This window comes from Nocardia sp. NPDC005978 (assembly GCF_040614455.1).
GTDB lineage: Bacteria > Actinomycetota > Actinomycetes > Mycobacteriales > Mycobacteriaceae > Nocardia.
The window spans coordinates 44,135-68,155 of record NZ_JBEXUS010000004.1 but is presented as its reverse complement, the minus strand read 5'-3'; the positions used below and the strand labels follow the sequence as shown (position 1 = coordinate 68,155).

Here is a 24,021-nt window from a genome sequence, read left to right as displayed (position 1 = left end):
AACGATGACCAGACCGAGTTGGGCTCCCGAGGGCATCGATTTGGATCGCCCCAGCGCCTCGCGCGTGTACGACTACTTCGTCGGCGGAATGCACAATTTCGAGATCGATCGCGAATTGGCCCGCCAGATAGAGCTGTTCACGCCCAACGTCGCGGAAACCATGCGCGCGAACCGAGATCTGTTGCGCCGCTGCGTCCGCTACCTCACGGACAAGGGCATCGACCAGTTCCTGGATCTGGGCTCGGGCATTCCCACCGTCGGCAACGTGCACGAGGTCGCTCAGGCCCGAAACCCGCAGGCCCGTGTGGTTTACGTGGACATCGACCCGGTGGCGGTCGCGCACAGCCAGGCCATCCTCTACGACAACAAGCTCGCGGGCGTGATCCACGGCGACGTGGCCCGGCCCGAGACCATCGTGTCCGATCCGCTGGTCGCCGAACTCATCGATTTCGATCGGCCGGTGGCCGTATTGCTCTTGGGCGTACTGCATTTCGTGCCCGATGACGGCGATCCCGCTGGTGCGGTCGAGCGGCTGCAGGACCTGTGCGCACCCGGCAGCTACCTGGCGATCACCCACGCCACCGCCGACGGTCAGCCCGCGGAAGTGCTGGAGGCGCAGAAGCTTTCCGGCCGCACCAACACCGAGATCAGCCTGCGCACCCGCGACGAGATCGCCGCGTACTTCAACGACTGGACCCTGGTCGATCCGGGCCTGGTCCATCTGCCGCTGTGGCGGCCGGAGGATCCGGCCGATGTCGGCGAGCACCCGGAGAGCTCCGGCGCGTACGGCGCGCTGGCGCACAAGAACTGACGCCGCGGTCCGCGCGGACCGGGTTTTCGTCAAGGGCCCTTACGGTTTTCGCCCGCCCACGCGAGGCGGACGGGCGAGAACCGGGTGCAGTACTCAGGCGTTCACCTCCGCCGTCCGGCCGGTGCGGCGGAAGGTCGCCACGGCGACCAGGGCCGCGAGCGCGGCGATCGCGGCCGCGCCGGTGAAGGCGGCGGCGAAACCGTCGGTGAGCGCCGCCTTGTCGTCGAGGCGTTCCGCGCCCGCCGCCGCGGCGACGGCGGTGACCGCGGCCAGGCCCAGCGCCGAGCCGATCTGGTAACCGGTGTTCACGATGCCCGAGGCCAGCCCGCCCTCCTGCGGCGGCGCGGCCGAGATCGCGGTCTGCAGCGACGGTACGAAGGCCAGGGACATGCCGAGCGCGGCGATGAGCGAGCCCGGCAGGACGTCGATCCAGAACGAGCCGTCGGGGCGCACGAACGAGAGCCAGAGCAGTCCTGCGGTCAGGACGAGCAATCCCGTCACGATCATGGTCCGAGCGCCGAAGCGCGCGAACAGCTTCGGGGACAGCGCGATCATGCCGACCATGATGAGCGCGGTCATCGGCAGCAGCGCCGCGCCCGACGGGAAGGCCGAGTACCCGAGCACCTGCTGCAGGTAGAGGTTCAGGAAGAACCACATCGGCACCCAAGCCGCGCCCAGCAGCACCTGGGCGAGGTTGGCCGCGCCCAGGTTCGGGGAACGGAAGATCGACAGCGGCATCAGCGGGTCGCGCCGGCGGCGCTGCAGCACCACGAACGCGGTCAGCAGGGCGGCCGCCAGTGCCAGGACTCCCCAGGTGGATCCGGCGAGCCAACCCGCCTCGGGCGCACGGACTATGGCGAACACGGCCGCGCCGAGGCCGAGGGTGGCGGTCGCCGCGCCGAGCAGGTCCACCGTGCCGTGCGGGGCGAGCGCGCCCGCGGGCAGCAGGGCGGGCGCGGCCAGCAGCGCGAGCAGGGCGATCGGGATGTTGATGTAGAAGACCCAGGGCCACGAGGCGTACTCGGTGATGAGACCGCCCAGGAACACCCCCGCGGTTCCGCCGGCCGGTGCGGCCGCGCCGTAGATCGCGAAGGCCCTGGTGAGCTCGCCGGGATTGCCGCCGAACAACATCATGAGCAGCGTCAGCGCCGAGGGCGCGATGAGCGCGGCGCCCACGCCCTGCACCCCGCGCCCGAGGAGTTCGACGGTGGCCGAACTCGCCAGACCGGCGACGAGCGAGCCCGCGCCGAGCACCGCCCAGCCGGTTTGGAAGACGCGCCGGGCGCCCAGGATGTCCGACAGCTTGCCGCCGAGCAGCAACAGGCCGCCGAAAACGACGACGTAGGCGTTGAAGACCCAGGACAGATTCTCCTGGGAGAAGCCGAGTTCGGTCTGCATCTTCGGCAGGGCCACGCCGATGATCGAGGTGTCCATGATGACCATGAACTGGGCCAGGGCGATCAGGGCCAGGGCGGCCCACCCTCGCGCGGACGGCGGGGCCTGGGTGGGGGTGGACATGGATGCACTCCTTCCGGTGCGCGGCTCACCGTCGGTGTGCCGCAGGGAGATTCAGCTGGTCCATGTATACCCATGGGGGGTATCTTCGGGAAGCGGGTCGCCGCGTGATTCATTTCATACCCCTAGGGGGTATAAAATAGTCGACTGACCTTCTATCCCGCGCGCGGACCCTGGGTCGCCGACAAACTGACCTGTGAATGTTTGTGATTTGTCCCAGCGAGTGGGAGTCGGGGCCGCATCGCCTGTCGGAACTGCGGTTTTTCGGTATCGTGGCGACATGCCGTGCTGTCCCGGACAGTTGTTAACGTTCGGATTCGATTGTGCGACAACTGCATAGAGAGTGTTTGTGCGAGAAGGGCAGGCAATGATGACTGCGAACACCAACCGCTTCGATGAGGCGGCGGTCGGTGCCGAGGGTTCCGGCGCGGCATACGGCGGGCTCGGCCCGGGCCGGCTGCTGTCCGCGGAGCCGATGACGGCCCGGCTGCTGCCCGGTCTGCGGCTGCCCGCGCGCGCCTGGCGTATCGGCTACACCTCCACCGCCGCCGACGGCGCGCTCCTCGAGGTGACCGGAACCGTGCTGGTGCCGCGCGCGCCGTGGCGCGGCCCCGGCGAGCGCCCGCTCATCGCCTACGCCGTCGGTACCCAGGGCCTGGCCGACACCGTGTCGGCCGCGTCCTGGCAGTTCCGGCTCGGACTCGAATACGAGTCGCTCTTCATCACCGCCGCGCTGCGCCGCGGCTGGGCCCTGGCCATCACCGACTACCCCGGGCTCGGCAATCCGGGAACGCACCCGTACGTCATGGGCCGTCATCTCGGTCCCGCGGTACTGGACTCGGTGCGCGCCGCGCGCCGGCTGCCCGCCGCCGGGCTGTCCCCGGACGGCCCGCTCGGGATCTACGGATACTCCGAGGGCGGTTGCGCCGCCGGGTGGGCGCTGCAGTTGCAGCCGTCCTACGCGCCCGAACTCGAGGTGACGGCGGGCGCGGTCGGCTCGGCGCCGGCCGACCTGGAAGACATGATCAAGTTCCTGGACGACACCCCGTACGCCTTCCTCCTGTTCTACGGCGTGCTCGGGCTGGACGCCGCGTACCCCGAACTCGATGTGCTGCAGCACCTCAAGCCGCAGGGCCGGCTGCTGGCGGCGATTCTGCGTCGCACGCACGCGGTCCCGGCGGCGGTCGCCGGCATCGGCCTGGGCTCGATCATCCCGACCAAGGTGTCGACCTACTGCTATCGCCCCCCGTTCGAGGTACCCGAGGTCAGGGCGCGGCTGCTGGAGAACAAACTCGGCGCCCTCGCGCCCGCCGCGCCCGTCCTGGTCGCGGGCGGCACCGCCGAGCAGATCATCCCCTACCCGCAGGCCGTGGCCCTGGCCGAATCGTGGCGCGCGCTCGGGGTGGACGTCACCATGCTGTCGATGAACAAGCGTGAACACCTCACCGGGGCCTTCGCTTTCGCGGGTCCCGCGATGCGCTTCCTGGCCGAGCGGTTCGCGGACGCGCGAGCGGTGGCGCTGCCGCGCGGGGCGTGAGACTCGCGGGGGTGCGTCGCCCCGCCGATACCGGGTGCGCCCCGGCCGATCACATCCGGCGGTGGGCGCGGCGGTAGGCGGCGGGTGTCGTGCCGGTCCAGCGCTTGAACGCGTGGATGAACGGCGTCGCCTCCGCGTACCCCAGCCGGATGGCGATGTCGTCCACCGAAAGCGGTGTGGCGGTGAGCATCTCCTCGGCCAGCGCCTGGCGGACCTCGTCCAGCAGTGCGCGATAGCTGGTGCCCGCGGCAACCAGATGCCTGCGCAGCGTGCGCGGGCTGAGGTTGAGGTCGCGGGCCACCGCTTCGAGGGTGGGCGCGGCGCTGAATCCGGTGGCTCCCGCGCCCGGCAGCAGCCGATCGCGCACCTCGGCGGCGATGCCGGTGCGCGCGCTGCGCCGATGCAGCAGATCGCGGCACTGCGCCACGCACAGCGCCCAGGTGGGCTGATTGGCCTGGGGGAGCGGTTGTTCGAGCAGATCCGGATCGATGCCGAAGATGGTGTGCGGGCGGTCGAAGCGCGGTGGTACACCGAACAGCGTGTTCAGTCGACGATCCTGATCCGTTGCCGGATAGGCGAATTCGGCGCTGGTGAAGTTCACCCGGGCCCCGAGTAGATCGCTCATGACCCGGTGCATGGCCACGACGTCGCGCTCCACCAGGAACCGCTGCACGTCGGCGGGAATGGTGTCGTGGTGAATCCAGGTGATCACCTCGCGCGGGCGGGTCTCCACGATCGGGGTGCAGAAGGCGAAGCCGAGCCGGTAGTACCGCAGCGCCAGCGAAATCGCTTCGCGCAGTGTCGGACTGGTCACGCAGGCGTAGCCGAACATGCCGAAGGTGCTGATGCGGTACCGCAGTCCCACCTCCACCCCGAGTGCGGGCACGTCCGCGAGTTCCCGGGTCAGGTTGCGCACCACCGCCAGTTCGGCCTCCGCGGGGATCTGTGCGTCCGCGTCGGTGAGCTCGCGCGCGCCGACGCCGGTGCCGGCCAGGATGGTCTCGGCCGCGACCCCGTGCTCGGCGGCGAATTCGACCATGACCGCGACGCTGGCCGTCCCGCGCGGGAAGTTCCAGGTCCGGACTTCCGGCTCTTCGACGGTACTCATACCCCGATTATGGCCGAAACTATGGATTCTTTGGCCACCGCTCTTTGTCGACCGCATCGGTGCAGGTCGTAGCGTTGAGCGCATGCGATTCGACTACGACGTCATCGTCATCGGCTCGGGTTTCGGCGGCAGCGTGAGCGCCCTGCGGCTGACCGAGAAGGGCTACCGGGTCGGCGTCCTGGAGGCGGGCCGCCGGTTCGCGGACCACGAGTTCGCCGAGACGTCCTGGCGTGCCCGCCGCTTCCTGTGGGCTCCGGCCCTGGGCTGCTTCGGGATTCAGCGCCTGACCCTGCTGAACGACACGTTCATCATGAGCGGGGCCGGGGTCGGCGGCGGCTCGCTGGTGTACGCCAACACGCTCTACGAGCCGCCGGACAAGTTCTACGCCGACCCGCAGTGGGGGCACATCACGGACTGGAAGTCCGAACTCGCGCCGCACTACGACCAGGCCAAACGCATGCTGGGGGTGACGACGAACCCGGCGACCACCGCGACCGACCGCGTGCTGCGCGAGGTCGCCGACGACATGGGCATCGGCGACACCTTCCGCAGCACGCCGGTGGGGGTCTTCTTCGGCGGTCCCGGCCGCCGCCCCGGTGACGACGTCCCGGACCCGTTCTTCGGTGGCGTCGGCCCGGACCGCCGCGCCTGCACCCACTGCGGCGAGTGCATGACCGGCTGCCGCCACAATGCCAAGAACACCCTGGTCAAGAACTATCTGTACCTGGCCGAAAAGGCCGGTGCCACGGTGCATCCGCTCACCACGGTCACCGATGTGCGCCCGCTGCCCGATGGCGGCTACACCGTCGAGACGGTGCGCACGGGTCGCAAGATCCGCAGGCAGCGCACGAGTTTCAGCGCGGAACAGGTCATCTTCGCCGCGGCCTCGCTGGGCACGCAGCGGCTGTTGCACCGACTGCGCGATCGCGGCTCACTGCCCGGGATCTCGTCGCGGCTCGGCTATCTGTCGCGAACCAATTCCGAAGAGCTGCTGTCGATTCGATCGCGAAACAGGGACTCGGACTTCACCAAGGGGGTGGCCATCACCTCCTCCATCCATCCCGACGGCGACACCCACGTGGAACCGGTGCGCTACGGCAAGGGCAGCAACGCGCTGGCCCTGATGACCACCGCAATGGTGAGCGGCGATCCGCCGCGCGTGGGCGCCTGGCTGCGCGAATTGAGCCGCCGCCGAAAGGATCTGGTGCGGATGCACACCCCGCGGCGCTGGTCCGAGGAGATGATCGGCCTGCTGGTCATGCAGTCGGCGGACAACTCCATCACCACCTACACCAGACGCGGACTGTTCGGCCGCCGGATGACCACCAGGCAGGGGGAGGGCACGCCCAATCCCACCTGGGTCCCGGCCGGTCACGACGTGGCCCGCCGGGTGGCGGAGAAGATCGACGGCTTTCCCACGGCCTCGATCACCAGCAGCGTCTTCAACATCCCCATGACCGGCCATTTTCTGGGTGGCTGCCCGATCGGGGACGCGCCCGGAACCGGCGTGGTGGACCCCTACCACCGGCTCTACGGGCATCCGGGCCTGCACGTGATCGACGGCTCCACCATTTCGGCCAACCTGGGGGTTAATCCCTCGCTCACCATCACCGCCCAGGCCGAACGCGCGATCTCGCTGTGGCCCAACCGGAACGAGCCCGATCCCCGCCCGGCTCCCGCCGAGCAGTACCGCCGCCTCGCTCCGATCGCGCCCCGATCGCCGGTGGTACCGCCCACCGCGCCCGCCGCGCTGCGGCTCTCGATCACCCCGGTCGGCCCCGGAACCCCGGCGCCGGCCGATGCGGACGGCGAACTCCAACCGCGGGCATAGCGCGGGCGGGGCCGCGCCGCAGGGTCGCGCGGAACTCCGCGCAAACCCTGGACGAACCGCGTCGCCGTGGTGAGGATGGGACCGGAGCGAGCGTCTATTCCGAGGAGGCGATGTGGTCGAGCAGCGCGTGGATTGGCTCGCGGGCGGGGTGCGCCGGTCGATAGCCGGTGAGCGCATAGCGCGCGTCGCGGGTGAGCTGTTCCTGGCGCGGGGCTTCGATCAGGTGGGTATGGACGACGTGGCCGCGGCGGCCGGCTGCTCGCGGGCAACGCTCTACCGCCACTTCCACGGCAAGCCCGCGCTCATCGACGCGGTCATGGCCAATTCGGCCACCGCCGTGGTCGAGCGGGTGGCGGCTACGGTCAAGCGCTACGAGGGTTCGCGGCGCATCGTCGAGGCGATCCTGGTCTCGGTCACCGCGGTGCGCACCGATCCGGCGCTCGCCCGCTGGTTCGCGGACCGGACAGGTGGCAGTGACGAGGTGTTCGCCACCTCGCCCGAGTTGGGCCGGATGGCAACCATGCTCACCGGCATCGCGCCCGATGACGAAGTGGCGCAATGGATCGTGCGGGTGGTGCTGTCGCTGCTGGCGTGGCCGCTGCCGGACGCCGCCAGCGAGCGCCGCATGGTCGAGCGATTCGTGAGCTGATCGCGCGGGCGGCGCGATCGGCGCCCGGGCAGACAACCCTTGTCTAGTGTCTGGGACAGTTCTACACTGGGGTGACATCGAACACTCGGTACCAGGTACTCGGTGTTGCACCAAGGATGGTCGAGATGACAAGTGCGCCTCCCAGTGGCACCTATCCCAAAGCTCGCCGGATCAGATTCCGCTTCGAGCAACACGATTCGAACGACAGGTACTTCGTCGACGGCGACATGGTGTTCAGCCATTTCGTCGCGGGTCTGTCCGGCAGCTTCCCGCCCGGCGAGGAATCCTTCATCCGCTCGGTCCGGCGGGTGGCCGGCCGGGTCACTGACCCCCGGCTGAAGAAGCGCGTCACCGGCTTCGTCGGGCAGGAGGCCATGCACGGCCGGGAACACCGCAGGCTCAACGACAAACTGGTCGAAATGGGTTACCCCATAGGGTGGCTCGACACCGAGGCCGCCCGCGAGCGCGCGCTCCGCCTCGAGGAACGCCTGGCCCCGCTGGTCCACCTGGCCGCCACCGCGGCGGCCGAGCACTACACGGCGGTCCTGGCCCAGCGTGTGCTCTCGAGCCGTGAGATCCAGGACATCCCGGCTTCCCCCGAGTTCTGGAATCTGCTGAACTGGCACGCTTTCGAGGAACTCGAGCACAAGTCGGTGGCTTTCGACGTCTTTCGCGCTGTCGGCGGCACCGAACAGACCCGCATCGCGGTGATGGCGGTGCTGTACAGCCTCACCATTCCACTCACCTACGGCGCGCTCGCGGTCTCCCTGGCCCGCGACCCCGTCGCCCGCCGCCGGCCGGTTCACCTTGCGCGCGAAGCATATTCGCTGTTCCGTGGCCCGATCTTCCGCGGCCTCATGGGCGAGCTCGCGCTGTACATGCGACCCGGCTTCCATCCCGACGACATCGACACCGAGGCCCTGCTGGAGCACTGGCAGCACGAGCTGTTCGGCGACGAGGGCGTCCTGGTCGATCACCTCACCTAGCAAGACATTCCATCGAGAAAGGACCGGCCAATGACGATCGGTCAGGACGCCACGTCCCTCACCCCCTACCCCAGGGTCCGGCGCATGCGTTTCCGGTTCGGGCAGCCCGAACCCATGTCGCACCATTTCGTGCGGGACGACATTCCGCTCACCCATCTCATCGCCGTACTGTCCGGCGCCTTCCCGCCCGGCGAGGAGTCCTTCATCCGCTCGGTGCGCAAATTCTCCGGCGAGATCACCGACCCCGTGCTCAAGAAGCGTGTGGCAGGGTTCATCGGCCAGGAGGCGGTGCACGGGCAGCAGCACCGGGCCCTGAACGACCAGCTCATCGAGATGGGCTTTCCCATCGTGCGCCTGTTCACCTTCGCGCCGGGCGCGCTGCGCGAGCGCGCGGTGATCGCCGTCGAGAACCTGGTGCCGCGGCATGTGCACCTGGCCTTCACCGCGCTTGCCGAGCACTACACCTCGACGCTGGCGGTGCGAGTCCTGGGCGAGGAGGCCATCCAGTCCATTCCGGGCGATCCGGAGGTCTGGAAGCTGTTGAACTGGCACGCTTTCGAGGAACTCGAACACAAATCGGTCGCCTTCGACGTGTACCGCGCCACCGGTGGTTCCGAGGCCGTGCGCATCGTTCTCATGGCGGGCACCTACGCCGCCACCATTCCGGTCGTCTCGCTCGGCGTCCTGGCCTCCATCCTCAGTGATCCGCGCAGCTGGAGGCCGATCAGGGTTGCGCGACAGTCGATTCGGCTGTATCGCGGTCCGATCGTCAAGGGCCTCATGAAGGAGATCAGGCCGTATATGCGGCCCGGCTTCCACCCCGACGACATCGACAGCACCGAACTGCTCGAACACTGGCGGCGCGCCCTGTTCGGGGCCGACGGCGAACTGCTCGATCGCATCGGCTGAGGACGGCCCATGAGCACCACGAACGACGGCAGGGGTGCGCCGGTCGGGGACCGCCCCGATCACGAGGTCATCGTGATCGGGGCCGGTTTCGGCGGAATCGGCGCCGGCGAGGAGCTCTCGTGAAACTCAACGACATCGACCCCCGCCTGGTCGTGGTGACCGGCGCGGGCAGCGGGATCGGCCGGGCGGTGGCGCGGCGCTTCGCGCGCGACGGCGCACAGGTCATCGTCTCCGACATCGACAAGGACGCCGCGCTCGCGACGGTCGCGCTGATCCGGGCCCGGGGGGACCGGGCGGTCGCGCTGCAGTTGGATGTGACCGATCCCGGGGCCTGGGCCGCCTTCGCCCGCGACGTGCACACGGACCACGGGGTGCCCGACGTTCTGGTCAACAATGCCGGAATCCTGGTCAGCGGCGCATTCCTGGACATGGAACCGGGGGACTGGGAGCGTCAGCTCGGGGTCAACCTGCTGGGCGTGGTCCACGGCTGTCGCACCTTCGGCCGGCTCATGATCGATCAGGGCAGGCGCGGGCACATCGTCAACATCGCCTCGGCGGCCGCGTTCACCCCGACCCCGGTCATGTCGGCGTACTCGGTTTCCAAGGCCGGGGTCAAGATGCTCACCGAATGCCTGCGACTGGAGTTGGCGCCGCGGGGCGTCGGGGTCAGCGCCGTCTGCCCGGGGGTGATCAACACCAATATCGGCGACCACGCCGTCACCGTCGGCGTGGATCCGGAACTGGTCGAACGCGGGAAGGAGATCGCCAGGCGGGTACAGGATCTCGCGGCCCGGCTGCCGTTCTCGCCGATGAGCCCGGATCTGGTGGCGCGCGCGGTGGTCCGGGCGATCCGGTTCGACCTCGCGGTGGTGCCGGTGCGTGCCGAAGCCTGGCTCGGCTACGTCGTCGCACGCGTCGCGCCGGGGGTGAATCGGCGTATGGCACAGCCGATCTCGGTGGAGCGCATGGAGGCGGCCGGGGCCTGGCTGCTCGAACGGTTCGGCGCGCCGCCGGTGGTCACCCGAGGGCGGGGCGGGGCGGTCGAATGAATCCTCGCGCCCATCGGCTCGAGGTGCACGAGGTCGTCGGCGAGACCGCGGAGGCGGTCTCGCTGGTCTTCGAGATCCCCGCCGGCCTCGTCAGCCGGTTCGAGTACACACCCGGGCAGTTCCTCACCGTGCGGGTACCCAGCGCCCGCACGGGATCGGTGGCGCGCTGCTACTCGCTCTCCAGCAGCCCGCACTGCGACGACCGGCTCGCGGTCACGATCAAGCGGACGCCGCTCGGCTACGCCTCGAATTGGCTGTGCGACAACGTGACCGCGGGATCCCTGCTCACCGTGCTGGAACCGGCCGGGAACTTCTCACCGCGTGCCTGGAACCGGGATCTGCTGCTGTGTGCGGCGGGCAGCGGCATCACCCCGGTCATGTCGATTCTCAAATCCGCGCTGGCCCGGGGCCGGGGAAAGATCACCCTGGTGTACGCGAACCGGGACCGTGCCTCGATCATCTTCGCGCGCCGGCTCCAGCAGCTGGTGCAGCGCTATCCGCGCAGGTTGACGGTGTTGCACTGGCTCGAATCCGAGCGGGGCGCACCGACCGCGCCCGGCCTGGCGACCTGGATGCGCCCCTATCGCACTTGGGACATATACCTGTGTGGCCCGCCCGGATTCACCCTGGTCGCCAAGCGTGGCCTGGCACAATTGCGAGTATCCGAGCGCGTGATCCGCCAGGAGGAATACCGCTCACTGACGGACAACCCGTTCGAGCCGCCCACACCCGCGTCGCCGATCGCGACCGGAACCCTCGCGCCCACCGCCCCGCCGGGCGTCGCGGGCGCGGCGGGCGACGCCACCGTGCGCGTCGAGATCGACGGCGCGACGCACACCCTGCCGTGGCCACGCGGCAAGAAGCTGCTGGACGTGCTCCTGGACCACGGCATCGACGCACCGTACGTGTGCCGCGAATCCGCCTGCGGCACCTGCGTATGTCGCGTCGCACGGGGCCGGACCCGCATGCTCGTGAACGAGTCCCTCATCGACGAGGAACTCGCGATGGGCCTGACCCTGGCCTGCCAGACCCTCCCCGAATCCGACGACCTGCACATCGCCTTCGATCAGTAAAAGCCCCACCGGCCCGACAATGAGGTTGCCAGCCATGAGTACTCTGCCCGAAGGTATCCGCGGTACCGCCGATCCCCTGTTCGCCGGAACCGCACGCGTTTTCGCGCGCCTGTTCGACAGCTACCTGCGCACCGGCGGCGCGCTCTCGGTCTATCTGCGGGGCGAACCCGTGGTCCGGATCTGGACCGGCACCGCCGACGACGCGGGTGCGGTCCCCTGGGAATTCGAGACCACGGCGCTGTCCTTCTCCACCACCAAGGGCGTCACGGCGCTGGTCATCCATCGGCTGGTCGATCGCGGCCTGCTCGACTACGACACCCCGGTCGCGGAGTACTGGCCCGAATTCGGCGTGGGCGGAAAGCATTCCATCACCGTGCGCGATCTGCTCGCGCACCGCGCCGGGCTCTCGGACCTGCGTCCGCTCGTGCACGGCGCCGCCGACGTCCTGGATCACGAGCTGATGGAACAGCGCCTGGCCGCGGCCACCCCGGACTGGACCCGCGGGCTGCCGGTGTACCACGCGCTCACCTACGGCTGGCTGCTCGGCGGGCTGGCCCGCGCGGTCACCGGATCGAGCATGGCCGAGCTCTTCCGCACCGAACTCGCCGAGCCGCTGGGCCTTTCGGGCCTGCACCTGGGCGCACCCGCCGACGGCACCCCGGTCGCCGAACTGGTCGGACCCGGGGTCTCGGCCACCGGCACCGGCCTGGGGCGGCCGATCACCGCCGCCGTGATCCGCCTGCCGCTGGTCGGCACGATCCTGAACACGATGCACTTCACCGGGGCGCAGGACGCGCTGCGCGGACCCGCGCCCGCCCTGTCGCACTCCGAGAACGGCGCCGCCACCGGGGTTTTCAGCGCGGACGCGATCGCCCGCGTCTACGGCGTCATCGCCAACGGCGGCGAGTTCGAGGGCGTCCGGCTGCTGAGTCCGCGGATCGCCCGCGGTCTGGACCGGTACACGCGGACCAATCCCGATCCGTCCCGGCTCGCCTTCTGGCAGTTGGGCTATCACCCGCTGCCGACGCTCGGCGCGCCCCGCGGCTTCGGTCATCTGGGCCTGGGCGGCTCCGGCGGCTGGGCCGATCCAGTGTCCGGGCTGTCGGTCGGCTTCGTCCACAACCGGCTGGACATGTTCCGCCTACCGATGGACATGAGCCTGCTGTCGCTGGTGCTGCCGAGCATCGCGCGCGCCGCGGGCGTCGCCGATGCCGGGCCGGGGGCCGTCCGCGCGGCCTGACCTCGGCGCGGGAGCGTGGTCAGGACAGCGGCTCCTTCGCGAGGGCGACCACCGGTTTCCGGGCGGCGACGGCCGCCCGGAACTCGTCGGCTGTCTGCGGGACCAGCGCCGCGGCGATGATCGCCAGCACCGGGCCGATGATCATGACGGCGAACGCCGAGGTGTAGGAGAGATGGTCGGTGACGATGCCGAACGCCAGCGGGCTGACCACGCCCGCCAGCTGGCCGCCGAAGATGATCACACCCGACGCCGCGCCCATGTAGGCGCTCGGCAGCGCGCGCAACGGCACCGAGAACGCGGGCATGAAGGCCAGCCCGGCCACCAGGCTCATCACGGTGCCCGCCGCGACGAAAGCCGGGAACCATTCCAGGCGCGGCAGAATCAGCAGCATGACGGCGGTGAACGCCATGGACGGGACCACGATCACGCGCGGCCGCCCGCCGAGGCGGTCCGACATGCGCGCGCCCAGCACCACGCCCGCCGCCGCGGCCAGGGTCGAGGGCACCGCGGCCACCGCGACCAGGGTCATCGAGACGCCACGACCCTCGTGCAGGAAGGTCGGCGTCCAGGCCGTGACACCCCACACCAGGACGTCGTAGCCGAAGAAGATGGCCGCGAAGCCCAGCAGCGCGGGGGAGAACAGCACCGCCCGCCGGTCCGCGGCCGGCGGGCGATCGGTCACCGGCGACTCCTGCTGCGCGAGCGGCTCGGGCATCCAGCGCCGCCACGCGAAGATCACCCCGACCCCGAGCACCGAGATGAGCGCGAACATCGCCCGCCAGCCCAGGGTGGGCAGCATGACCCCGGCGATCACCGCGGCCAGCAGAATGCCCACGGCGTTGGAGGAATTGGTCCAGCCCGACGCCGTGGTGCGCTGCTCGGGCAGGGTGCGCTCGGACAGCGCCTTGAGCGCCGCGGCCGGGAACACGCCCTGCACCAGCCCGAACAGGAACCGCATGGCGAGCAGTGCGGAGAAGGACCAGGCCAGGGCGGTCAGGCCGGTGAAGACCGACCAGGCGAGCAGGCCGATGACGCCGATCCGGATCGAGCCGTAGCGGTCCGCCAGCAGTCCGCCGGGTACCTGGGCGATCGCGTAGGCCAGGAAGAAAACCGACACCAGGAGACCGAGTTGGGTGTGATCGAGGTCGAGTTCGTCACCGATCGCGGGGAGCGCGAAGTTGATGACCGTCCGGTCGATGTAATCGACCACCCAGGCCGCGAAGAGCAGCATGACGGTGATCCGGGTCGTGCGTGGCATCGGAGCCCCTTCATCGAATCGAGGCGTGGCGAGATGCCACGATCAGCAGCACGAACGCACCCTCCTGGATAGCCGTCTACGCCAATGCCTTCCGAACCCGCACATAGTAATGAGCGGTGCGGTCCCCGGGGTGCCCTCAAAATCTTGGGCAGCCCGCGCGCCCGGCGGGGCATCCCGGGCGGTGCGGACCCACCGGACAGGTACCTGCCGAGAACGGACATATGCCCTTTAGAGTGTGACCGTCGCCGGTTGCGAAATGGGCAACGCGGGGGCACATGAACGCGAATTCCAGCGGTTCCGGGCTCCGCCGTGGTGTGCTGTTCGCGGCCGTATCCGGGTCCGCGCCCGGCCGATGTGCACGCGCCCAATACAAAGTCTCTCGTACTGTTCTCGCGCACATCGGCAGAAGACGGCGCAGGTTTTAAGGTCCCCTCGCGGGGAGATCGCCGAGTCGATTGAACCCGCACGCCGCCCGGCTCGTTGAACCACATGAGTTGATCGCGAACCGGTTGCGGCCCACCAGCTGATCCGGCGGTCGCCGCGTCCGGATCGGGGTCCCCGCCGGGCGATGCGCGGCGGGGACATCAGGTTCGACGGCACCGCCGCTCTCGGCGTCTGCCGCTCCTAATCGCTTGTCCACCAGCGCTTTTCGAGCAACTCTGTGATTTGTGACACGTTGTTCCGGAGGTTTCGCCGGAGATACATTGTGTCCGATGCATCGCCCACAATGTAATTCGAAGGGGGGTTTCGTGTCCGATAGCAGGAGGGCTTCCGGCACCGTGGCGGATGTGATCGTGGCGCGGCTCGCCGCCCACACCGATCACCTGTTCGGCGTCGGCGGGGCCAATATCGAGGACGTCTACGACGCGGTGGCCCGCGCGGACGGTCTCACCGGCATCGTCGCCAAACACGAGTTCGGGGCCGCGACCATGGCGGACGGCTACGCCCGCGCCACCAACCGGCTCGGCGTCGTGGCCGCCACCTCCGGCGGGGGCGCGATGAATCTGCTTGCCGCGCTGACGGAGTCGTACGACTCACGGGTCCCGGTGCTGGCCCTGGTCGGGCAGCCGCCGATCGGCCAGCAGGGGCGCGGCGCGTTCCAGGACACGGGCGGCGGGCCCGGATTGCTGGACGCCGAGCGGATATTCGGCGCGGTCACCCGGCTCTGCGTGAAAGTGACGCGCCCGCAGGACATTCACGCGGCGCTGGACCGGGCCATCGCCGCCGCGCTGGCGGGCGGGCCGGTGGCGTTGCTGCTGCCCAAGGACATTCAGGCCGCGCCCGTGCTCCAGCGACCCGCCGGAACGGGCTCGGCCACGGCCGTTCCCGTGGCCGGCGCTGAATACGACTCGGCCGGAACCGATCACCGCGACCCGGCGGCGACCCGGCCATCGGCGGGCCCGGGGACAGCGCAGGTGAACGCGGCCGTCGCACTGCTGGCGGCGGCCTCGGGGCCCGCGGTCGTCATCGCCGGACCCGAGATCGCCCGCGCCGACGCCCGGGCCGAATTGGCCGCGCTGGCGGTGGCCCTGGACGCGGTCGTGCTGCTCACCCCCGATGCCAAAGACGCCTTCCCCAACGAACATCCGCGCTTCGCCGGGCTCACCGGCGTCATGGGGCACCCGCACGCGCCGGAGCTGGTGGCCGGGGCGGGGCTGGTGGTGCTGGCGGGCGCGGCCCTGCCGATGACCGCCCGCGCCGGGCTGGACGACGCGCTCGCGGCCTGCCCCGCGGTGCTGCACGTCGGGGTGGACGCGCCCTTCGTCACGAACGCGCTGCGCCTGCCCGGCCCGCCGCGGGCGCACCTGCTGGAGCTCGCCGCCCGCGCCTCACGGCCGGGATTCGTTGCGGCCCCGTTATATTCGGGGTCGCTGCCCGAACTCGCGGTACCCCCGGCCCCCGGAAGCGGTGTGCGCTACCGCGAGGCCGTGGCCGCCATCGCCGCGCGACTGGAGCCCGGCTCCGACATCGTCGCCGACGCCGGGAACACCGGGGCGGCCGTGGTGCACCACCTGCCGGTCCCCGACGGCGGCCGCTTCCTGATCGCCCTCGGCATGGGCGGCATGGGCTACTCCTTCGGGGCGGGCATCGGTTCCGCGCTCGGCCGGCGCCGCCGGACCGTCGTGATCGCCGGGGACGGTTCGTATTTCATGCACGGGCACGAACTGCACACCGCCGTGGAGTACCGCGTGCCGGTCACCTTCATCGTCTTCAACAACAACGCGCACGCCATGTGCGCCACCCGCGAGCAGCTCTACTACTCCGGGGACTACACCTTCAACAGATTCCGGCCCGCGGAGATCGGCGCGGGCGTGGCCGCCATGTTCCCCGACCTGCCCGCCCGGACCGCGCACACCCTCGCCGACTTCGAGGACGCGCTGGACAAGGCGGCCGCCGAAACCGGGCCGGTCTTCATCGAACTCCGTTGCGACGCGGCGGAAGTGCCGCCCTTCGCCCCCTTCCTGAAGGAGCCCACCCCATGACCGAACTCGCCGACTCCGCCGCCCAGGCGCCGGATCTGGACGTGCCCGGCGTCTATCGCATCGAGACCCTCAGCGTGAAGGAGGGCATGCCGATGGTGCTGGACATGACCCGCGCGGTGTATCCGCACGACGAGATCTTCGGCGACTACTGCACGGTCAACGAGTACATCGCCGCCCCGCCGGACGAGGTCTTCGACTACCTGTCCGACACCCGCAGCCTGGGCGAATGGACCTACAGCATGCGGGGTTTCGAGCGCACCTCCGAACCCGGCCTCTGGGTGTCCGACGACCGCATCGGCTCGCACACCCGCATCTACACCCGCACCGTTGCCAGCCGCGAGACCCGCACCGTGGACTATCACTGCGCCTGGGACCAGGGCGAACACCTGTGGATGATCTACCTCATGCGGGTGGTCGACGCACAGCTGGTGCTCGGTAAACCGGGCTCGGTGGTGCTGTGGACCAACTGTCACCATCCGTTCTACGACGAGAACGGCTACCCCGAGACCGCGCCGCAAGGCCGTCCGGTGTGGGTCGGCGACTTCTGGCACCTCTTCGCCGCCGGGCATCTGCTCGAACTGCGCAATCTCAAAGCGATCTGCGAACACCGGCACGCCAACGGCCTGCCCATCAAGCCCGAATGGATGGACCGCGCATGAGCACCGACACCGTCAGCCTCGTCGACATCGCCGGATACCTGCCCGAGAACGTCGTGTCCGCGGACTATTTCGCGCGCTACGCCGATCCCCAGGACGTCACCGGCAACCTCATGTTCAAAGCGCCCAAGTTCCGGCGCCACGTCGCGCCGGGCGAGACCCCGGCCGACATGGCCGAGCGCGCGGTCGCGCCCATCCTGGCCCGCCGGGGCCGGGAAGTGTTGCGCGAGGTGGACATTCTCATCGTGCACACCCAGCTGCCCGAGACCGGCATCGTCGGCAACGGCGGTGAAGTGGCCGCGCGCCTGGGCATCGACCCCGAATGGCTCATCGATCTGCACAACGGCGGGTGCGCGGCCTTCGTGCACGCCATGAAGCTCGCCCGGCAGCTGCTGATCAGCACCGACGCGCGCTCCGCGCTCATCGTCACCGTGCAGAATTCGGCCGGTCAGATATTCACCCAGGAGCAGGTCCGCGGGAAGCCGCAGGCCGCCATACCCGGCGACGGCGCGGGCGCGGGGCTGCTGGTGAAGTCCGGGGCCTCGCCGATCCTGGACATCGAGACCCGGCACCTGCCCGAGTTCGCGGGGCAGATGACCGTGCTCGCGGATCCGCCGCGCCGCTACTGGGAGGCGGGGCCGGGCCAGATGCATGTCGGCTTCACCGAATCCAAGATCGCCAAGGTGCTCGGCCGCGGCAATCGCATCGTGCCGGAGGTGACCCAGGCCGTGTGCCGGCGGCTCGGAATCCCCAGCACCGAACTGGATCTGCTGGTCACCAACCAGCCCAATCGCGCGTTCCTGCGCAATTGGCGTGACGCGCTGCAACTTCCGGCGGAGCGGCATCCCGACACGTTCGACGAGTGCGGAAACCTCTTCGCCGCGGGCATTCCGGTGACCTTCGACCGGGCCGTGGACGAGGGCCGGGTGCCCGCGGGCGCACTGGTGGTCTTCGCCGGGTTCGCACACGCGGGCGACTTCGCGGCCGCGGCCGCGGTGCGCTGGGGCGGGCGCTGAGGTCGGCCATGGGATCGATCACCCGGGCCGGTCACCAGTTGCAGCTCAACGAGAATCCCTACGGCCCACCGTCTTCGGTCCGCGAAGCCCTGGGCCGGGCCCTGGCCTCGGCCAATCGCTACCCGGAGTTCCTGCCCCGGCGCCTGCCCCGCCTGATCGCCGACCACCTGGGCGTGCGCGCCGATCACATCGTGGTCGGCGCGGGGGCGACCGGGGTGATCATGCACATCGTGCAGGAATTCGGTTCCGCCGGAGCGGGAGTGGTCATGGCCACCCCCACCTTCGACGGCTATCCGATCCTGACGACCATGGCGGGCGGGCGGCCGGTGGCGGTGCCGCTCACCCCGGACGGCAGACAGGATCTGGAGGCCATCGCCGACGCGGTGGACGCGGACACCCGGCTGGTGGTGCTGTGCAGCCCGCACAATCCGACCGGAACCCTCATCACGCCGCGGGAATTCGACTACTTCCTCGAGCGCGTTCCCGCGACGGTCACCGTCGTGCTGGACGAGGCGTACGTCGACTTCGTCGGTCCCGACGCGCGCATCGACGTGCTGTCGCTGCTCGAGCGGTATCCGAATCTGCTGGTCCTGCGCACCTTTTCGAAGGCGTACGGGCTGGCGGCGCTGCGGGTCGGCTACGCCGTCGGAGCGCCGGTGCTCATCCGGCGCATCGCCCGCTGGCAGGTGCCCTTCGGAATGAACGCCCTCGCCGAGGTCGCGGTCCGCGCCTGCTACGCGGCCGAACCGGAGATCGAGGCGCGGGTGGCGATGATCGGCGGGCACCGCCGGCGGCTCACCACCGGCCTGCGCGACCTCGGGCTGGCCGTGCCCGACAGCTACGCCAACTTCTCCTATCTCACGCTGGCGGAGCCGGATACCGACCGGGTGGGCACCGCGCTCGCCGGGGCGGACATCCACGTCAAGCGCTACCCGACCGGGCTGCGCATCACCATCGGCGACCGCTCGGCGACCGACGCGGTGCTCTCCACGGTGCGCAGTACAGTGCAGTAATGCCAGAAAATCCGTCTTCCGCACCCGATGGGCACCGGGCCGGAGCGGACGAGGAGATCGACTACGCACTGCTGTCGCTGAGCGCACAGCTGTGCTTCGCGCTGTACTCCACGTCGCGGTCCATGACCGCCGCCTACCGCCCCTTCCTGGATCAGATGACCCTGACCTATCCGCAGTACCTCGTGCTGCTGACCCTCTGGGAACGACCGGGCATCACCATGAAGGAACTCGGCGAGCACGTCCACCTCGACTACGGCACGGTCTCTCCGCTGGTCCAGCGACTACAGTCGCGCGATCTGGTGGAGAGCCGCCGCAGCGAGAGCGACGGCCGCGCGGTGCTGCTGCACGCCACCCCCGCCAGCCGTGAACTCCAGCTCCCGGCCCAGCGCATGATCCACGCCGTGCTGGATTCGGTGGGCATCGATCTCGAGGACATCGAGGCGCTGCGCGATCAGGTCAACGCCCTCGGGGTGCGCCTGGACGCCATGGTGAGCCTCGCGCGCGGCCGCTGAATCGGTTTTCGCCGCTGGTCCCGGGCACATCGACGTGCCCGTCTCGGTGTTCACGCGCACATTGTGATCCACGGCGCATTTGGCCAGCATTGTGAATCGGCCCGTACCCTGGGCCGCAGCAGCAGTGTGCCCGCGTTCCGGACAGCTCCACTTTCCTGCCCGTTCGGACGCGCCGAAGGAGGTAGTTGACCAGTGGTATCGCCCACGATCGCGCATCGCGAATTCACGGCCGAGGCGACGTACACCATCGCCGAGAACGCCGCCCTGACCGATATCGTCGATGACCTCGAGCGGACTTCCCCGCAGTTCGTGGCCTTCCACAAGCCCACCGCCGACGGCTACGCCGAGGTGACCGCCGCCGACTTCGCCGCCCAGGTGCGCGCGGTGGCCAAGGGCCTCATCGCGTCCGGTGTGCAGGCCGGTGACCGTGTCGCGCTCATGGCCGCCACCCGATTCGAGTGGACGCTCATCGACTACGCCATCTGGGCCGCCGGCGGGTGCACCGTCGCGATCTACGACTCCTCCGCGACCGATCAGGCGCGCTGGATCCTCGAGGACTCCGGCACCAAGCTGCTGATCGTGGAGAACGACCGGCACGCCGAGACCGTCGCGAGCATCACCACCCCCGACCTCACCGAGACCCTGCGCATCGACGGCGGCGCGGTCGCCGAGCTGGTCGCGCGCGGCGAATCGGTCGACGACGCGGCGCTCACCGAACGCCGCGCCGCGGTGCGCGCCGAGTCGCCCGCGACCCTGATCTACACCTCCGGCACCACGGGCCGCCCCAAGGGCGTCATGCTCACGCACTCGAACCTGTTGGCCGAGGCCACATCCGGCAAGCTGGCGCTGAGCCACCTGCTCGCCGAGGGCCGCACCACCCTGATGTTCCTGCCGCTGGCCCACGTCTTCGCCCGCGCCATCTCCGTCGGCGCGCTCTCGGCCAAGGTGACCGTCGCGCACACCTCGGACTGGACCACCCTGGTCGACCAGTTCGGTTCGTACAAGCCGAATTTCGTGCTGGCCGTGCCGCGCGTGTTCGAGAAGATCTACAACGGCGCCAAGCAGAAGGCGCACGACGGCGGCAAGGGCAAGATCTTCGACGCCGCGGCCGACACCGCCATCGAGTGGAGTAGGGCTCAGGAGAACGGCGGCGCGGGTCTGCTGCTGCGCGCCAAGCACGCGCTGTTCGACAAGCTCGTCTACGCCAAACTCCGTGCGGCCCTTGGTGGCCGGTGCGACGGCGCGGTCTCCGGCGGCGGCCCGCTGGGCGCGCGCCTCGGCCACTTCTTCCGCGGCATCGGCGTGCCGGTGTTCGAGGGCTACGGCCTGACCGAGACCAGCGCCGCGGTCACCGTGAACCAGGTCGGCCGGACCCGCGTGGGCAGCGTCGGCGTGCCGATCGAGGGCAACGCGGTGCGCATCGCCGAGGACGGTGAGGTGCTGGTGCGCGGTTCGGTCGTGTTCGGCGGGTACTGGAAGAACGAGGCCGCCTCCGCCGAGGCGTTCGTCGACGGCTGGTTCCGCACCGGTGACCTCGGCACGCTCGATGCCGACGGGTTCCTCAGCATCACCGGGCGCAAGAAGGAAATCCTGGTCACCGCCGCGGGCAAGAACGTCTCCCCGGCCCCCATGGAGGATTCGCTGCGCGCGCATCCGCTCATCGGCCAGTGCATGGTCGTCGGCGACAACAAGCCCTTCATCGGCGTGCTGATCACCCTGGACCGCGAGGTACTGCCGGGCTGGCAGCAGCGCAACGACATTCCCGCGGACACCACCATCGAGGCACTGGCCGCGCATCCGGCGCTGCTCGCGGAAATCGAAGCGGCCGTTGCCGAGACCAACACCAAGGTCTCGAAGGCCGAGGCGATCAAGAAGATCCGCGTGCTCACCTCCGACTGGACCCAGGAGACCGGCGAACTCACCCCGAAGCTGTCGCTCAAGCGCAATGTCGTGCTGGAGAAGTACAGCGCCGAGGTGACGGCGATCTACTCCTGATTCGGAGAACAGTCGCCAGGCTCATCGCTGACTGAAACAGCGGGGGCACAACAGAATACGTAGTTCACGATGAAGACCCGGACGAAACCCGTTCCGGGTCTTCATTTTTCGCTGCCTCGAGCATGGGTGGCCGGTCAGGGGGAGCGGGGATGGATCGGGAGAGGCTTCCGCGCCGCGGGTAGTCCGCCGCGGCCCCGGGATTGTGCGCCCGCGGGTGTGTTCGCGCGCGTCGAATCAGCCGAAAGTGAATGACGGACCAATTTCATACGAGAAGTGGCCGGGCACACAGTGAAAGGTGTGAGAACCGTCCGTTAACCAATTGTTAGCGTTTCGAACCGTTGCGGGATCGAGATGGAAATGGTGTCCTGGTCGAGCGCCCATCTGAGCGCCACTCTCGGCAGCGTCGCCGCCACAATTCTCCGACCTGCTGTCAAGAAGTCGCTGATCAGCGCGCAGCCCAGCCGGTGAAGGTTCGAAAGGAACGGGTTATGAACGCACCTCGCATGGCCTGTCTCCGCAAATAGCTTCCTGTTCGCCATTCACTTTTGTTTGATGAGGACGTCGCTATGGAATACACCCACCTATCCGAATTCGCCCTGCGACCGGGCGGGCTGACGCTCTGGCATCCGGAACTCCATCCGGGCCGCGGCTGGGCCCCGGATGATCGGCCGCTCACCAGCGTCCACGCGCAGTACTGCCGCGAGACCGACGCCGGCGATCCGCGCCCCGGGCGCGGCCGCTGGATCGGCACCATCTTCGAACTCGACGCGCCCTTCGACGCCGGCCACTGGCGCACCACCGTGCGGCTGTGGCATGCCCGGCACGAGGGCCTGCGCACCACCGTGGACTGCGACGGTCCCGAGCCGCGCCGCCTGGTCTGCGCGCCGGACGCGGTAGCGGTCGCCGACACCCCCGTGCCCGCCGTCGCCACCCCCGAGGCCATCCACGCCTACCTCGCCGAGGCGCTGGAGGTTCGGCTCTCGCCCCTGGTGTGGCCGCACTGCCTGCTCGCGACCGTCGAGCACCCTGAGACCGGTGACTTCACCGTGCTGGTCGCCGCCGATCACTCGGTCATGGACGCCTACTCCCAGGCCATCGTCATTCTGGAACTGCGCACGCTCTACCGCGAGGTGACCCGCGGCGAGCAGGTTCGCGAGTCGATCACCTTCGGCAGTCCCGCCGATTTCGCCGCCCTCGAGCGCAGCTCCGCCGCCGCGCTCACCCCGGGCTGCGAACCGGTGCGGCTGTGGCAGCGGTTCCTGGCCGGCTCGGGCGGCATGCTGCCCCGCTTCGAACCCGCCATCGCGCCCGGCAGCGGGCAGCCCTCCGTGCTGCCGCAGACCAGCGTGTCGCGAAAACTGCTGCCGCTCAACGAACTCGAACTCATCGAGGAGGCGATCACCGCCCGCGGGCACCGGCTCTCGGTCGCGGTGTTCGCGGCGCTGGCCATCGCGTATCGCCGCGCCTACGGGTACCTGTCGCTGCGGGCCATCATGCCCATCGCCACCCGCCCGGATCTGCAATGGCTCGAGTCCATGGGCTGGTTCGTGAACGTGGTCCCGATCGACATCACCCTCGCCCCGGATCCGGACCCCGACAGCGCGCTGGAAGCCACCCGCACCGCGCTGCGCAAGTCCCGCGTCGCCAACAACGCCACCTGGACCCGCGCCCTCGAACTTCTGGACTGCGCCGACCGCCCCCGCTTCGGCATCTCCTTCCTGGACATCCGGGTCCTGCCGGACTATCAGCTGGTGGAGGCGCTGCGCGGGCACACCCTGCGCTCGGAGTCCTACTCCGGCGACGAGGTCTTCTTCTGGGTGGTCCGCGCCGCCGACGGACTGCGCTTCTCCACCCGCTTCCCGGCCGCGTTCCCCGCCGCCGAGATGGACCGCTTCCTGGCCGAATTCACCCGCGCCATAGGCGAGTTCGCCGGGCAGCCGCCCGCCGACCGGGTCCGGGTGGTCGGCCCGGACCACACCTCGACCGCCGACTCCGCGCGCATCACCACCGCCGTCGCACCCGACAGCACGGTGTCCGACGGTCTTCGAGAATCGGCCGGTGATCCGGCTCTCGCGGGCGTGCTGCTCACGAGCACATCGGAATTCGCCGATGCCGGGCGGGACGCCCACCTCGCACCCGAACACGAGGCCGGACGTCGGCCCGCACCCGCGGTGGCGGTCGCCACCCCGGCCCTCGCCGGTGCGGAACCCGGCCGAGCAAGCCGGTCCGGCGGCGTATGCGACCGGACGGGGCAGCCCGGTGCGGTACCCGACCCGGCCGGGCAGGGAAGCGCGCTGCGGACCGAGGCTCCGCGAGTCGACGCGGACGCGGCGAACCCGGTTGCGGCGCAACTCGTCTCCGCGCCGGCGCAGGGCTGAGT

At 69.7% G+C, this 24,021-nt stretch carries 19 protein-coding genes; 16 read left to right on the top strand and 3 right to left on the bottom strand.

The annotated features are described in order from the left end of the window. Positions 1–4 precede the first annotated feature (4 nt). Positions 5–811 carry an SAM-dependent methyltransferase gene (locus ABZ319_RS02960; RefSeq protein WP_354984602.1) on the top strand — a complete coding sequence of 269 codons (807 nt, stop codon included), beginning with the start codon at positions 5–7 and terminating at the stop codon, positions 809–811. Positions 812–904: 93 nt separating this feature from the next. Here the strand turns inward: ABZ319_RS02960 and ABZ319_RS02955 are convergent, their stop codons facing one another. Next, the gene (locus tag ABZ319_RS02955; RefSeq protein WP_354984601.1) at positions 905–2,329 is read right to left on the bottom strand and encodes an MFS transporter; all 1,425 of its coding nucleotides are present in this window, start codon (positions 2,327–2,329) and stop codon (positions 905–907) included. Between the two features lie 364 nt (positions 2,330–2,693). On the opposite strand from ABZ319_RS02955, the gene ABZ319_RS02950 reads away from it, so the two are divergent. After that, entirely contained in the window at positions 2,694–3,863 is a 1,170-nt protein-coding gene (locus ABZ319_RS02950) for a lipase family protein (RefSeq protein WP_354984600.1), read from the top strand. A 49-nt stretch (positions 3,864–3,912) separates the two neighbouring features. On the opposite strand, the gene ABZ319_RS02945 is transcribed toward ABZ319_RS02950, so the two are convergent. Further along, on the bottom strand, positions 3,913–4,971 hold the full coding sequence (locus ABZ319_RS02945) for an AraC family transcriptional regulator (protein WP_354984599.1): 1,059 nt from the start codon (positions 4,969–4,971) through the stop codon (positions 3,913–3,915). Between the two features lie 82 nt (positions 4,972–5,053). On the opposite strand from ABZ319_RS02945, the gene ABZ319_RS02940 reads away from it, so the two are divergent. From ABZ319_RS02940 to ABZ319_RS02910, 7 genes are all read left to right on the top strand, one after another. Further along, positions 5,054–6,802, top strand: a complete 1,749-nt coding sequence (locus ABZ319_RS02940) for a GMC family oxidoreductase (protein WP_354984598.1) — start codon at positions 5,054–5,056, stop codon at positions 6,800–6,802. Positions 6,803–6,914: 112 nt separating this feature from the next. After that, the gene (locus ABZ319_RS02935) at positions 6,915–7,451 is read left to right on the top strand and encodes a helix-turn-helix domain-containing protein (RefSeq protein WP_354984597.1); all 537 of its coding nucleotides are present in this window, start codon (positions 6,915–6,917) and stop codon (positions 7,449–7,451) included. A gap of 125 nt (positions 7,452–7,576) precedes the next feature. Continuing rightward, entirely contained in the window at positions 7,577–8,437 is an 861-nt protein-coding gene (locus ABZ319_RS02930; protein ID WP_354984596.1) for a metal-dependent hydrolase, read from the top strand. Between the two features lie 30 nt (positions 8,438–8,467). Next, positions 8,468–9,346 (top strand): metal-dependent hydrolase, encoded by an 879-nt coding sequence (locus ABZ319_RS02925; protein WP_354984595.1) that lies wholly within the window; start codon positions 8,468–8,470, stop codon positions 9,344–9,346. Positions 9,347–9,465: 119 nt separating this feature from the next. Beyond that, complete coding sequence (locus ABZ319_RS02920; protein ID WP_354984594.1) at positions 9,466–10,395, top strand: SDR family NAD(P)-dependent oxidoreductase; 930 nt, start codon at positions 9,466–9,468, stop codon at positions 10,393–10,395. Then, the gene (locus ABZ319_RS02915) at positions 10,392–11,468 is read left to right on the top strand and encodes a ferredoxin--NADP reductase (RefSeq protein ID WP_354984593.1); all 1,077 of its coding nucleotides are present in this window, start codon (positions 10,392–10,394) and stop codon (positions 11,466–11,468) included. Before ABZ319_RS02920 ends, ABZ319_RS02915 begins: the two co-directional genes overlap by 4 nt. A gap of 34 nt (positions 11,469–11,502) precedes the next feature. Continuing rightward, positions 11,503–12,708, top strand: a complete 1,206-nt coding sequence (locus ABZ319_RS02910) for a serine hydrolase domain-containing protein (protein ID WP_354984592.1) — start codon at positions 11,503–11,505, stop codon at positions 12,706–12,708. A 19-nt stretch (positions 12,709–12,727) separates the two neighbouring features. Here the strand turns inward: ABZ319_RS02910 and ABZ319_RS02905 are convergent, their stop codons facing one another. Further along, entirely contained in the window at positions 12,728–13,966 is a 1,239-nt protein-coding gene (locus ABZ319_RS02905) for an MFS transporter (RefSeq protein WP_354984591.1), read from the bottom strand. Between the two features lie 749 nt (positions 13,967–14,715). On the opposite strand from ABZ319_RS02905, the gene ABZ319_RS02900 reads away from it, so the two are divergent. The 7 genes from ABZ319_RS02900 (at position 14,716) to ABZ319_RS02870 (ending at position 24,019) form a co-directional block, all read left to right on the top strand. Next, entirely contained in the window at positions 14,716–16,449 is a 1,734-nt protein-coding gene (locus ABZ319_RS02900; RefSeq protein ID WP_354984590.1) for a thiamine pyrophosphate-binding protein, read from the top strand. After that, the gene (locus tag ABZ319_RS02895; RefSeq protein ID WP_354984589.1) at positions 16,446–17,108 is read left to right on the top strand and encodes an SRPBCC family protein; all 663 of its coding nucleotides are present in this window, start codon (positions 16,446–16,448) and stop codon (positions 17,106–17,108) included. The genes ABZ319_RS02900 and ABZ319_RS02895 overlap by 4 nt, the downstream gene beginning before the upstream one ends. After that, positions 17,105–18,121, top strand: a complete 1,017-nt coding sequence (locus ABZ319_RS02890) for a 3-oxoacyl-[acyl-carrier-protein] synthase III C-terminal domain-containing protein (protein WP_354984588.1) — start codon at positions 17,105–17,107, stop codon at positions 18,119–18,121. The genes ABZ319_RS02895 and ABZ319_RS02890 overlap by 4 nt, the downstream gene beginning before the upstream one ends. Before the next feature lie 8 nt (positions 18,122–18,129). Then, the gene (locus tag ABZ319_RS02885) at positions 18,130–19,134 is read left to right on the top strand and encodes an aminotransferase class I/II-fold pyridoxal phosphate-dependent enzyme (protein ID WP_354984587.1); all 1,005 of its coding nucleotides are present in this window, start codon (positions 18,130–18,132) and stop codon (positions 19,132–19,134) included. Beyond that, positions 19,134–19,646, top strand: a complete 513-nt coding sequence (locus ABZ319_RS02880; protein ID WP_354984586.1) for a MarR family transcriptional regulator — start codon at positions 19,134–19,136, stop codon at positions 19,644–19,646. Before ABZ319_RS02885 ends, ABZ319_RS02880 begins: the two co-directional genes overlap by 1 nt. A 192-nt stretch (positions 19,647–19,838) precedes the next feature. After that, on the top strand, positions 19,839–21,641 hold the full coding sequence (locus ABZ319_RS02875) for a long-chain fatty acid--CoA ligase (protein WP_354984585.1): 1,803 nt from the start codon (positions 19,839–19,841) through the stop codon (positions 21,639–21,641). Positions 21,642–22,207: 566 nt separating this feature from the next. After that, positions 22,208–24,019 carry a condensation domain-containing protein gene (locus ABZ319_RS02870; protein ID WP_354984584.1) on the top strand — a complete coding sequence of 604 codons (1,812 nt, stop codon included), beginning with the start codon at positions 22,208–22,210 and terminating at the stop codon, positions 24,017–24,019. Positions 24,020–24,021 lie beyond the last annotated feature (2 nt).